This window comes from uncultured Devosia sp. (genome assembly GCF_964244875.1).
Lineage (GTDB): Bacteria > Pseudomonadota > Alphaproteobacteria > Rhizobiales > Devosiaceae > Devosia.
In genome coordinates, this window is sequence record NZ_CAXTKA010000003.1 from 290,977 (window position 1) to 301,897 (window position 10,921).

At 61.6% G+C, this 10,921-nt stretch carries 12 protein-coding genes, 1 tRNA gene and 1 pseudogene; 5 read left to right on the plus strand and 9 right to left on the minus strand.

Features of this window, described 5'->3' with window-relative positions; all coding sequences use genetic code 11:
- Positions 1 to 20: 20 nt before the first annotated feature.
- The gene (locus tag ACFE8X_RS06170; protein ID WP_375450562.1) at positions 21 to 1,583 is read left to right on the plus strand and encodes a cryptochrome/photolyase family protein; all 1,563 of its coding nucleotides are present in this window, start codon (positions 21 to 23) and stop codon (positions 1,581 to 1,583) included.
- Positions 1,584 to 1,649: 66 nt separating this feature from the next.
- Here ACFE8X_RS06170 and gndA read toward each other — a convergent pair whose 3' ends face one another.
- Complete coding sequence (gndA, locus tag ACFE8X_RS06175) at positions 1,650 to 3,068, minus strand: NADP-dependent phosphogluconate dehydrogenase (RefSeq protein ID WP_375450563.1); 1,419 nt, start codon at positions 3,066 to 3,068, stop codon at positions 1,650 to 1,652.
- 200 nt (positions 3,069 to 3,268) lie between these two features.
- Between gndA and ACFE8X_RS06180 the strand changes: the two genes are divergently transcribed.
- Together ACFE8X_RS06180 and ACFE8X_RS06185 are read left to right on the plus strand one after the other, a co-directional pair.
- A complete protein-coding gene (locus tag ACFE8X_RS06180) occupies positions 3,269 to 4,039 on the plus strand; it encodes an SDR family oxidoreductase (protein ID WP_375450564.1) in 771 nt (256 codons plus the stop codon).
- Positions 4,040 to 4,047: 8 nt separating this feature from the next.
- On the plus strand, positions 4,048 to 4,590 hold the full coding sequence (locus tag ACFE8X_RS06185) for a gluconokinase (RefSeq protein ID WP_375450565.1): 543 nt from the start codon (positions 4,048 to 4,050) through the stop codon (positions 4,588 to 4,590).
- 2 nt (positions 4,591 to 4,592) lie between these two features.
- Here ACFE8X_RS06185 and ACFE8X_RS06190 read toward each other — a convergent pair whose 3' ends face one another.
- The 3 genes from ACFE8X_RS06190 to ACFE8X_RS06200 all read right to left on the minus strand — a co-directional run bounded on the left by ACFE8X_RS06190 (position 4,593) and on the right by ACFE8X_RS06200 (position 6,312).
- Entirely contained in the window at positions 4,593 to 5,063 is a 471-nt protein-coding gene (locus ACFE8X_RS06190; RefSeq protein ID WP_375450566.1) for a CYTH domain-containing protein, read from the minus strand.
- Between the two features lie 2 nt (positions 5,064 to 5,065).
- Entirely contained in the window at positions 5,066 to 5,965 is a 900-nt protein-coding gene (locus tag ACFE8X_RS06195; protein WP_375450567.1) for a CHAD domain-containing protein, read from the minus strand.
- Between the two features lie 164 nt (positions 5,966 to 6,129).
- On the minus strand, positions 6,130 to 6,312 hold the full coding sequence (locus ACFE8X_RS06200; RefSeq protein WP_375450568.1) for a CsbD family protein: 183 nt from the start codon (positions 6,310 to 6,312) through the stop codon (positions 6,130 to 6,132).
- Positions 6,313 to 6,448: 136 nt separating this feature from the next.
- Between ACFE8X_RS06200 and ACFE8X_RS06205 the strand changes: the two genes are divergently transcribed.
- A complete protein-coding gene (locus tag ACFE8X_RS06205) occupies positions 6,449 to 7,120 on the plus strand; it encodes an RluA family pseudouridine synthase (RefSeq protein ID WP_375450569.1) in 672 nt (223 codons plus the stop codon).
- Positions 7,121 to 7,136: 16 nt separating this feature from the next.
- Here the strand turns inward: ACFE8X_RS06205 and ACFE8X_RS06210 are convergent, their stop codons facing one another.
- From ACFE8X_RS06210 to ACFE8X_RS06225, 4 genes are all read right to left on the minus strand, one after another.
- Positions 7,137 to 7,430: a hypothetical protein gene (locus ACFE8X_RS06210; RefSeq protein ID WP_375450570.1), complete on the minus strand. Its 294-nt coding sequence runs from the start codon at positions 7,428 to 7,430 to the stop codon at positions 7,137 to 7,139.
- Positions 7,430 to 7,807 (minus strand): RidA family protein, encoded by a 378-nt coding sequence (locus tag ACFE8X_RS06215; protein ID WP_375450571.1) that lies wholly within the window; start codon positions 7,805 to 7,807, stop codon positions 7,430 to 7,432. The genes ACFE8X_RS06210 and ACFE8X_RS06215 overlap by 1 nt, the downstream gene beginning before the upstream one ends.
- Positions 7,808 to 7,826: 19 nt before the next feature.
- The gene (locus ACFE8X_RS06220) at positions 7,827 to 8,159 is read right to left on the minus strand and encodes a hypothetical protein (RefSeq protein ID WP_375450572.1); all 333 of its coding nucleotides are present in this window, start codon (positions 8,157 to 8,159) and stop codon (positions 7,827 to 7,829) included.
- 124 nt (positions 8,160 to 8,283) lie between these two features.
- Positions 8,284 to 8,369: transfer RNA gene (locus ACFE8X_RS06225), tRNA-Leu, on the minus strand.
- Between the two features lie 684 nt (positions 8,370 to 9,053).
- Between ACFE8X_RS06225 and ACFE8X_RS06230 the strand changes: the two genes are divergently transcribed.
- Positions 9,054 to 10,493, plus strand: coding sequence for a hypothetical protein (locus ACFE8X_RS06230; protein WP_375450573.1), 1,440 nt, complete (start codon positions 9,054 to 9,056; stop codon positions 10,491 to 10,493).
- 327 nt (positions 10,494 to 10,820) lie between these two features.
- On the opposite strand, the pseudogene ACFE8X_RS06235 reads toward ACFE8X_RS06230, so the two are convergent.
- Positions 10,821 to 10,921 (minus strand): annotated as a pseudogene (locus tag ACFE8X_RS06235) (xanthine phosphoribosyltransferase); the annotation flags it as partial.

Genomic DNA, 10,921 nt, shown 5'->3' on the forward strand with positions numbered 1-10,921 from the left:
CATGGGCGCGTACAAACCACATGAAAACACTTCGGCTCATTCTCGGCGACCAGCTTTCCCGCGATATCTCCAGCCTCAACGACCTCGATCGCGACAGCGATGTGGTGCTGATGGTCGAAATCGCCGACGAGACCACCTATGCGCCCCATCACAAGCAGAAGCTGGTCCTCGTGCTCTCCGCCATGCGCCATTTCGCCGAAGACATGGGCGAGGCCGGCGTGACGCTCGACTATGTCCAGCTTGAGGACGCCGGCAATAGCGGCAACTTCACCGGCGAACTGCAGCGCGCCATCGAGCGCCACGACCCGGGCCGCGTGGTCGTGACCGAGGCCGCCGAATATCGCGTCCTCGACATGATGCGGGATTGGACCACGTTCCTGTCGGTGCCAGTCGAGATCCGCCGCGACGATCGCTTCATCTGCTCGCTCGACGAATTCGCTGCATGGGCCAAGGATCGCAAATCCTTTCGCATGGAGTTTTTCTATCGCGAGATGCGCCGCAAGACCGGCCTTTTGATGGACGATGGCAAGCCCGCCGGCGGCGCCTGGAACTTCGACGCCGACAACCGCAAGAGCCTGCCCAAGGGACAGACCACGCCGACACGACTTCGTTTCGAGCCGGACCAGATAACGCGCGATGTCATGGCCTTGGTGGCACGCCGATTTGCCGGCAATTTCGGCGACCTCGAACCCTTCGGCTGGGCCGTGACACGGCTGCAGGCCTTGGAGGCGCTGGACCATTTCATCGCCGAATGCCTGCCCCGGTTCGGCGACTATCAGGACGCCATGACCGAGCGATCCGCCTTTTTGTGGCACTCCATCATCTCGCCCTACATCAATATCGGCCTGCTTGATCCCATTGCGGTCTGCAGCGCCGCCCAGGACGCTTGGCGCGCAGGCCAGGCCCCGCTCAACGCCACGGAGGGCTTCATCCGCCAGATCATCGGTTGGCGCGAGTATATCCGCGGCATCTACTGGCTCAAAATGCCGGACTACGCCAAAACCAACGTGCTGAACGCCCAGCGCCCCATGCCCTGGTTCTATTGGTCGGGCGAAACCGCCATGAACTGCGTCGCCAATGTCGTCGCCGACACGCGCCGGCATGCCTATGCTCACCACATCCAGCGGCTGATGGTCACCGGCAATTTCGCGCTGCTGGCGGGGATACGGCCGGCTGACATCGAAGAGTGGTACCTTGCCGTCTATATCGACGCTTACGACTGGGTCGAACTGCCCAATACCCATGGCATGGCGATCTTTGCCGATGGCGGCCTGCTCGCGTCCAAGCCCTATGCCGCCTCCGGCGCCTATATCAATCGCATGTCCGACTATTGCCGGGGCTGCCGCTATGATCCACGGCTGCGCACCGGCCCCGATGCCTGCCCCTTCACTCAGTTATACTGGAACTTCCTCATCGAGCACCGGCAGCGGCTCGCTGCCAATCCGCGCATGGCCATGCCCTATCGCAACCTCGACCGCATGGAGGCCGCCGAGCGCGACACGATCCGGCAAGAGGCCGCGATGTTTCTCGATACGATGGACGAAGCACCCGGAGCGAACCAGCAAATGCGGCTCGATCTCTAGCGCTTTCCCTCGATGTCACGCCCGTGCAGGCGGGGCTTGGCTTGAGATACCAGGATGCGTCCCGCCCTACTTCCCCAGCGTGCTCGGCCACGTGCCGTGCAGGTCCGCGCCGCGGCCGGCGATCTCGAAGCCGTGCGCGCCGAAGAAATCGCGCTGGCCCTGGATCAGGTTGGCCGTGCCCTGTGCCTGGCGATAGCTGTCGAAATAGCTCAGCGCCGCCGAGAGGCAGATCATTGGGAACTCGCCCACGGCCGCCGCAGCCACGACCTTGCGCAGCGAGGGGTGACTATCCTTCATCAGCGCCACAAAGTCTGGCACGACCAAGAGGTTGGTGTTGCCGCCCTTGGAATAGGCTTCCGCCATCTGGTCCAAAAACCGCGAGCGAATGATGCAGCCGGCGCGCCAGATCTTGGCGATGGTCGAAAGCGGCAGGCCCCAGCCGTTTTCCTCCGAGGCCTTGGCGATGACCGCAAAACCTTGCGCGTAAGAGACGATCTTGCCCGCCAGCAGCGCTTTTTCCAGGTCGGCCAGCGTAATGTCGGCCTTGCCGGCGCCGCGCTTGCCGTAGATGGCTTCGGCCGCGACACGCTCGTCCTTGCGCGCCGAGATCGAGCGCGCCGCCACGGCTCCCTCGATGGCCGTCGCCGGCACGCCCATCTGCTGGGCCGCAATCGCCGACCACACGCCGGTGCCCTTCTGGCCTGCCTTGTCCAGGATCAATTCGACCAGCGGCTTGCCCGTCTCCTTGTCGAGAGCGGCCAGCACATGGCCGGTGATTTCGATGAGATAGGAGTTGAGCGGCCCCTTGTTCCACTCCTTGAACACCTCGGACGCCGCCTGCGGCGACATGCCCAGGCCGTCGCGCATCACGCCATAAACCTCGGCGATCATCTGCATGTCGCCATATTCGATGCCGTTATGGATGGTCTTGACGAAGTGCCCCGCGCCGCCCTCGCCCAGATAGGCGCAGCAGCTTTCGCCGTTGAACTTGGCCGCGATCGCCGTCAGCACGGGCTCGGCATTGTGCCACTGCTCCTTGGAGCCACCCACCATGATCGAGGGACCATGGCGCGCGCCCTCTTCGCCGCCCGAAACGCCGACGCCCAGATAGCCGATGCCCTTGGGCTTGAGATAATCGAAGCGCCGCTGCGTATCGGTGAACAGCGAATTGCCGCACTCGATGATGGCGTCGCCCTGCTCCAGATGCGGCAACAGATGCTCGATCATTTCATCCACCGGCGCGCCCGCCTTGACCATGATGATGATCGAACGCGGCCGCTTGACCGCCTGCACGAAGTCCGCCAGCTCGTATTTGGCGATGGTCTTGCCATCCAGGCCCTGCGCCTTGGCCTCGGCCAGAAATTCATCGATGCGTCCCGCAGACCGGTTGTGCACGGCGACGGTATAGCCCTTTTCGGCGATATTCAGCGCCAGGTTCGAACCCATCACCGCAAGCCCGATAAGGCCGATCTCCGCTGTCGACATCTGCTAGTCCTTCCGAGGTCCGAACGCTTCTGTATGCCAGCAAATTTAGCTCCGCCGGGCGCGCGCACATGACCACATACCGCGCCCGGACGGAAGTAGCACCGACGCACTATTTGGCTTGTCGCGCATCTGGTATGGCAGTTTATGTTGCCGGACCCGGCTGCGGTGACATAGGGTCGCGCCGACTCCTGGAGCACGCCATGCCACCGCTTTCGCAGTTCGACCTGACCGGCAAGCGCGCCCTGATCACCGGCTCCAGCCGCGGCTTGGGTTACGCTATGGCCGACGCGCTTGCCCAAGCCGGCGCCGCCGTCATCCTGAGCGCCCGCGACAATGTCGCGCTCGGCGCTGCGGCGCAGACCCTGGCGGCCACCGGCGCCAGCGTCAACGCCGTCGCCTTCGACGTCACCAGCCGCGACAGCGTCAACCAAGCCGTCACCTATTGCGAGGATACGCTGGGCCCGATCGATATCCTGGTCAACAATGCCGGCATGCAGTTCCGCAGCGCGCTGGAAGCCTTTCCACCCGAAAAGTTCGACCAGATCATCACCACCAACGTCACTTCGGTGTTCAATGTCGGCCAGGCCGTCGCCCGCCACATGATCAGCCGCGGCGCCGGCAAGATCATCAACATCTGCTCGCTGATGTCGGCCGTGGCGCGCCCCTCCATCGCCCCATACGCCACCAGCAAGGCCGCCGTGGCCAATCTGACGCGCGGCATGGCGGTGGATTGGGCCAGGCATGGCCTCAACGTCAACGGCATCGCGCCCGGCTACTTCGCCACCGAACTCAACGAGGCCCTGACCAAGGACGAGAAATTCAATGCCTGGATCGAAACCCGCACGCCGATGGGTCGCTGGGCCCAGCCCGACGAACTGGGCGGCGCTGCGGTCTTTCTCGCGTCCGAGGCCTCCCGCTTCGTCAACGGCCACATCCTTTATGTCGATGGCGCCTTTTCGGCGACTGTGTAGGACCGGCCATGGACCATCCAGAGGCGCGCATCATCATCGTCATGGGCGTCAGCTCATCGGGCAAGTCCACGGTGGGTCAATCGATCGCCCGCCGCCTGCACGTGCCGTTCCTTGATGGCGACGGCTACCATCCACCGGAAAACGTCGAAAAAATGCGGGCCGGAACGCCGCTGACCGATGCCGATCGCTGGCCCTGGCTGGCCCGCCTTGCCGGCGCCCTGCATGAGGCCGCGGACAAAAAGGGCGCTGCCGTGGGCGCCTGTTCGGCCCTGCGCCGGAGCTATCGTCAATATCTGGAGGAACAGGCCGGCGAGCCTATCCTGTTCGTGCATCTGTCCGGCACGCGCGAAGTCATCGCCGAGCGCATGGCCCGCCGCCACCACGAATACATGCCCGCGAGCCTCCTCGACAGCCAGTTCGCCACCCTTGAGCCGCCCGATCCCGCATTCGAGAATGTGCTGATCCTGCCGGTCACCGACGCGATTGAAAAGCAGACCGCCACAGTGCTCAAGGCCCTTGATCACCTCAAGACCTTCAAGCGCTGGCAATAGGCTCAGGCCTGCGGTGGTGCATCCGTCTGTGACAGGCTCGCATTATAATACCGGTCGTCGTCCGAAACCTCGCGTCCGGCCCAGCTTGGCAGCGGAACGGCCTGCGCCTCGTGCTCGAGCTCGATTTCGGCCAGCACCAGCCCCTGGTGCCGCCCCGAAAAGACGTCCACCACCCAATCCAGCCCGGCATGCCTGATCTTGTGGCGCCGCTTGGCCAATACATGCGGGCGCGCCATCTCCATCATTTCGTGCGCGTCATCAAGAGGAATGTCATATTCGAATTCGGCTCGCGTAATCCCCTTGACAGCGCCCTTGAGCGTGATGATCGCCCGCTTGTCGTCAAAAATCCGCACCCGCACGGTGGCTTTGCCATTGGACGACAGATAGCCCTGCTCGATTGCCTCGCCTCCGTCTGCCGTCTCCCGCCAATCCTGGGACGTGACGATGAATTTGCGCTCGATCTCGCGGCCCATTGCTACGCCGCCTCCAGCATCCAGTATTGCCGCAATCGTTCGGTCAGCGCCCGCGGTTTTTCCGCCGCAACCTGCCGGCCCAAGGCAAAGGCCTTGTCGCTGAGCCCCTTTTGCCGCTCACTCGCAAGGCTGGTGAGTTTCGCCAGGGCAGCAGGCGCGCCCACCGCCCGGCCATTGAGCACCTCGATCAGAACCGCCAGGTCATGATGGTCACCCAGCAGGTCGCCCAGTTCTCCCAACAGCTTGCTGCGCCCATTCATTTCGTCGGGCGCATGCCGGCGCAGCAGCATGACATGGTGGCGGTGATACTTGGCCTGCTTGCGCCAGGCATGCATCAGCAGCGGTGCTTCATCGGCTGCCGCGTCCGCCATGCGCTCCCGCAGGCGCCGATAGGTCGCCTCGATGCCTTCCGCAATGCCGCCGAATTTCTTGCGCTCCAGCGCCCATCCCTCGACACGCCCCCGCATTGCCAGCATGGCCTCGCTGAACTCGGCAAAGAGTCCCGCCTGATCCATGTGCTGTGCCATGCCGCGCTCCCGCTCGGCCAGCAGATCGTGCAATTGCTTGTGGTCCGCTGCGTCGATGACAGGCGGCCCGCCCCCTTTGGCCAACACCAATTTGTCCAGCGTCATCAGCATCACGGCCGCGTCTCGCGCCTGCGACAGGCGTGTTGCGATGCCGCTCACCGCCGCGTCCTCGTCCTCGAACACCGTCAACCGCGGCTTGACCATGCGCAGCAGGCCACGCAAGTTCTTGCAGCGCCGCCGCAGGCCATGCACAGTCTCGTCAAAATCCGCATGTGGATTGGAAGCTTCCTCAAGCGCCTTGTCGATCTGCTCACCCGCAATCCGGCGCAGGCCATCCTCGACATTGGCATCGCTGTGCTCGAAGGCAAACGGCATTTGGCCTCTCCATCCGGGACGCTGTCGCGATGCAACACGACACCGGTCTGAGCGGTTGCGGAATCGCGCCGTGATTCCTCGTTGAAGGCTACGCCGCCAATCCTTGAACGCCCACAAAAAGGCCGCCTCGAGGGCGGCCTTCTTTAAAACTGTATGATAGCTGCTCAGCGCTTGAGCGCATCGCGGGTCGCGTCCTTGGCCTTGCCGACATTTTGCTGCACCTTGCCGGCGGCCTTGTCCATCTTGCCTTCGGCCTGCAGCTTTTCGTTGCCGGTCAAACCACCTACGGCGTCCTTGATTGCGCCCTTGGCTTGCTTACCCGCCCCGTCGACTTCGTCCTTGTGCATTTCAACTTCCTCTGGTTGTTCGCGCTTATGGAACGGCCCAAGCAGACACTCCGTTCCGTTACAAATCCGTAACCTGGCATTCCTGTCGATTCCGGCGCGATCTGTCCCTGAGCCGCAAACCCTGCTAGGGGGTGCCATGCCCGGTCCCATGCCTCCTTTGCTCGACTATTTTCCCCCGCTCGAGCCTTATCTCACCCTGATTTATGGCGATGACGACATCCTGGTGTTCGACAAGCCCAGCGGGTTGCTGAGCGTGCCCGGGCGCGATCCGTCGCTGTGGGACTCCATCCGCCACCGGGCGCGGCAAAAATGGCCAACAGCCGAAATGGTGCATCGTCTCGACAAGGACACCTCCGGCATCATCCTGATGGCTATCAACAAACGCGCCCATGGCAAGCTCGGTGCCCAGTTCGAAAACCGGCTGACCAAAAAAAGCTATATCGCCCGGGTCTGGGGCGATGTCGAAGCCGATAGCGGCATCGTGGATTTGCCCCTCGCCGCCGATTGGGACAACAAGCCGCGCCAGAAGGTCGACCGCGAACAGGGCCGCGCCGCCCAGACCCAATGGACGGTGATGGAACGCGAGGGCAATTTCACCCGGCTGCGCCTGATGCCCCTGACTGGCCGCACGCACCAGTTAAGAGTGCACATGAAAGCCATCGGCCATGTGATTCTCGGCGATGCGTTTTACGCCGGTCCAGCCGCCCTGGCCGCCGCCGACCGCCTGCAGTTGCATGCCGCCGAACTCGGTTTCACCCATCCCACCACCGGCGCGCCGTGTCACTTCGTGGCGCCGGTTCCGTTTTAGCGTGTGCGGCAAGGCTTCAGCCGCCTTGGTCCTCGTCCGCAAAGCGCACTTCGATCCGCTGGAACAAATCGCCCGGCTTCATGGTGTCGAGCCATTTGCGAAAATCGGCCACGTCCCGGAACCCGGCCCGGTTGGCATCGGCCTCGGAGACATCGGCCGGGTCCATGTCAGCGATCGCCCCGATCGACAGCAACCCCAGCTTGGTCTTGAGCGTCCCGCCAGGCTTGACGCTGGGCCGGCTCCAGCGCCGGAACACCAGGTCCACCTGCCCGGCCTTGATCGCTTCGAGCAGTTCGCGCTTGAGCAGCATCAGTCCAGCACCGCCGTCGCCAGCATCTCGACGCGCAGCCCCTTGGCCAGCAATTCCTTAACCACCACGGTGGCGCGCACCGGATAAGGCTGGACGAAAAATTCGCGATAAACCGCGTTCATGCCCGGCGCATCGGCGCTATCGATGAGGAACACCTGGACCTGCACGATGTTCGCCAAAGTGCCGCCCGCGGCCACGACCGCGATCTGCAGGTTTTCGATGGTCCGCCGCGCCTGCGCCTCGATCCCGCCGGCAACGATCGCGCCGGTCAGGGGATCTTCGGCGATCGCCACCAGCCAGACCTGCTGTCCCGCCCGCACCGCGTCATTGACCGGCGAGGCCGACGGCGCGATGCCGGTATCGATTCTGGTGATCATCGCCCGATCTCCGTCGCATTCAGGACACGTAGCCAAGCGCCGTAAACTGCTGCTGGAACCAGACATATCCCGCCGCAGTCAGCAGCGCGACGACCGCGAAGAGCACCCATCCCGTCACGCTTAAATTGGTATGCGCGTCGTTTCGGTAGTGCAACGCCGGCCCCATCGCCAGAAATCCCAGCCCGAACACCAGGCATAGCGGTACCGCGATAAACGCCCGCAGCGAATAGCTGACCTCAGCCGCCCCGCCTTGCGCCGCCTGCAGCGGACCGACCAGGAAAAACCAGCCCACCGCCAGCCCCACCAGCAGCAAAATAACCCCGCCCAAGCGGTACTTGACGCTATCCGACATTAAAAACCGTTCCCGAAAAATGACCTGGAATCAAAATAGACCATGGCCAGCCTACCCTGCCGCCCATTCGCCGGCAAAGACCGCGACTGGCCCATCTGAACCGGACAGGGGCGCGTCATCCATCTGGTGCGGGCGGCGGGACTCGAACCCGCACGGGGATACCCCCTCAGGATTTTAAGTCCTGTGTGTCTACCATTCCACCACGCCCGCGCCCGCTGGCGATTAGCATGCCGCCCGGCGCCTGCCAACGCCGATAGGGGATCAGCGGACAGCAGAACGCGCCGCCCGGCCTTGCGGCGTCGCGGGGACACGGTGGGAAGCGGCTTTCGCCCCGAGGGCTTGCGCCCCCGATTTGGTATATTGAAGAGGCGAAAGCCGCTTCACACGATCTGGCTTTCCCGCGCACGCATGGAGCGGCCGCCCTTTCGGGTTGGACGATTACGTCCGGCCGGTTGTCAGCGTCACGCTCGTGCCTGGGCGACCCCATGCAACCAGCTCCCCGCCCGGCACTTCGTCGGTGCCGCGTGAACGGCGGGAATGGGGGAAGTTTGGCATGGAGTTTGGAGGCGGGGATAAGTTTTTGGCAGAGGGGCTGACGACAGGACGCGCACAGACGTAACTTGATTGTCTCCTTTGCAGCATGCAGTACGCCCGCTTCCGACCCCATTGCGGTCATTGCAGCCCTTTTGATCTAGTCCTCAAAGCAGTCAATCGCATCACTCTCGTGCATCGATGCACCCCAATCAGCGCTGAAGAAGTTGAACCGACTGGGCTCGTGTAGTCCTGAGCTGGATAGCGCCCGAGGGCGCGATCAAGTACGCCTGGCTGGATAACCTATATGAGTTTCTAGCCGTCAGGGCGCCCGTTGAAGGCTGTACAAAAGGAAAACGAAGCATGAGGATTACGGTCGCTTTCGATGTGAAAAATCACGTCAATGTAATGGAGTCATGGCCCCTAAAAAGGGGCGACCGCACATTCTTTCTCGAGCGCGAAGGAGACACCCTGAAAAAGGTCTGCATTTCCTTTTCAAATGTAGGAATTGAGTATGCACCCAGCCTTGTTCCAGGCGACGGTGACAAATCAGCGGCGCACATCACTATCAACGGCGGTATCTTTGCTTCCATGGCGCGACAGAGCGCAATGAACTGGCAAGCTGTTCTGAGTGGCCTTCAGATTGTAGACTTGGACTTCGACAACTATGAGTTGATTTTTGCGGCCGAGTCCTTGGAGGAGGAGCCTCGCGTCCAAATAAGGTCCTTCAAAACTGATAGTAGCAAGTCGCTCAACTCTCCCTGCGACTACGAGCAGATCGGCAGGGCTTTTCTGACAAACCTAATCCCTGACGAACGGATTGAATCCACATCGCATTTCCGCGAGGGCCGCATCGCATCTGGCGCGGGGCGGTATGTGGACGCTTATAATAACATGTTTCTCTTCTTGGAGACGCGCTATTGCGACGGAAAGACAAAGACTGACCAGCAGGTGGAGCTGCTTTCAAAGGAAAGACTTTTCTGCGACGCCCTGGAGAGCACGTCTACCGAGTTCCTTAAGAGAAGCAAAACATCATCGAGAGACAAATTCGAGCTATTGACGGCAGACCAATCGACGCGTGAGAAAATTAAGGTGCTGGTGCTTCTTCGAGGAAAGCTGCGGCACCATTCCCTCAAAAGTCCTCATCGTTGGGACCCAAACAAGCAGGAAGAGTATGAGAGCGCCGCACGTTTTATCGGCGCGGTAGTTGGAGATATCGTCCTCAAGGAGTCTCTCGGCGACATCTACGAGCCGACCACAATGGAACGATTTCGACAGTTAGCGGTCAGCAATGGCTATGAAAGCAAGATCACGGTCAAAACCCATCGGCTGGAAACCAGGCCGACCATCGCGCTGGATATGAGTTATCCAACAACCTTGTTATCCAGTAGCCTCTGTCTCGCGGTTGCCATGCATGCCCTTGAGGAATGTGACCGTCAGGGGCAGCTCGCCGACACGGTTAAGCTGAAGGCTACAGATAGCCGAAGCGACCTGGAATTGTTTACGCTCGAACTTGGTGTGTGGGCGTACACAAAAGATCGAGCGGTGGAATCATCCGGTCCCTTGACAGCCATCCGGTGCAGCTTCGAGCACGAGATAGAGGGCCTCGTCACTCGGAATGAGTTCTCCGTTCCCCTGCCAGGCAACCGCATCAGCATTTTGGAAGTTTGGCGCAGGCTAAAAGCAAGCATCGATCACATCCAAAATAGAAACCCGACCACGCGTATCATGGCACTCAGACTCCTTTTGGGGAGCAGCAACACCATCCTGACGTATCGGGTCGGGGTTCAGGTCAAGCATTAAACCGCGCCGTGCAGAAGGCCGCGTGAACTCGAAATCCTGGTTCCTCTAGTTAGTCTGCAGCGTCGTAGCAAAACGGCTATCCAAGCGCCGCGTAAGGGGCCATTGGCGCATAGACTACCACACGCTGAAAGTGTCGCTTCGAATGACAATTCGACCAACCCGAATGACAATCTCTGCAACCGTGCCGCTTTCGCCTAAATGCCACCTGTCCGGTTTCCACCCCATTTTGGACGCGGCGAGCAGCTCAGCGCACCAGCGAACTCTCAATAATTCAAGCAACCCGCCGCCATGCGACCGAAGGCGTAGGATTGGACTAAGTTTACAATCCTAGTCCGTGCCCCCACCGATCGGGGCGGCATACGCCACGTCCAGGTCCCACGGGAAGAAAATCCAGGTGTCCTGGCTGACTTCGGTGATGAAGGTGTCGA

Coding starts and splice junctions, on each gene's coding strand:
- ACFE8X_RS06180 (WP_375450564.1), top strand. CDS start 3,269: ATGCCACCGCTTTCGCAGTTCGACCTGACCGGCAAGCGCGCCCTGATC.
- ACFE8X_RS06170 (WP_375450562.1), top strand. CDS start 21: ATGAAAACACTTCGGCTCATTCTCGGCGACCAGCTTTCCCGCGATATC.
- ACFE8X_RS06185 (WP_375450565.1), top strand. CDS start 4,048: ATGGACCATCCAGAGGCGCGCATCATCATCGTCATGGGCGTCAGCTCA.
- ACFE8X_RS06215 (WP_375450571.1), bottom strand. CDS start 7,807: ATGATCACCAGAATCGATACCGGCATCGCGCCGTCGGCCTCGCCGGTC.
- ACFE8X_RS06230 (WP_375450573.1), top strand. CDS start 9,054: ATGAGGATTACGGTCGCTTTCGATGTGAAAAATCACGTCAATGTAATG.
- ACFE8X_RS06205 (WP_375450569.1), top strand. CDS start 6,449: ATGCCCGGTCCCATGCCTCCTTTGCTCGACTATTTTCCCCCGCTCGAG.
- ACFE8X_RS06220 (WP_375450572.1), bottom strand. CDS start 8,159: ATGTCGGATAGCGTCAAGTACCGCTTGGGCGGGGTTATTTTGCTGCTG.
- gndA (WP_375450563.1), bottom strand. CDS start 3,068: ATGTCGACAGCGGAGATCGGCCTTATCGGGCTTGCGGTGATGGGTTCG.
- ACFE8X_RS06190 (WP_375450566.1), bottom strand. CDS start 5,063: ATGGGCCGCGAGATCGAGCGCAAATTCATCGTCACGTCCCAGGATTGG.
- ACFE8X_RS06200 (WP_375450568.1), bottom strand. CDS start 6,312: ATGCACAAGGACGAAGTCGACGGGGCGGGTAAGCAAGCCAAGGGCGCA.
- ACFE8X_RS06195 (WP_375450567.1), bottom strand. CDS start 5,965: ATGCCGTTTGCCTTCGAGCACAGCGATGCCAATGTCGAGGATGGCCTG.
- ACFE8X_RS06210 (WP_375450570.1), bottom strand. CDS start 7,430: ATGCTGCTCAAGCGCGAACTGCTCGAAGCGATCAAGGCCGGGCAGGTG.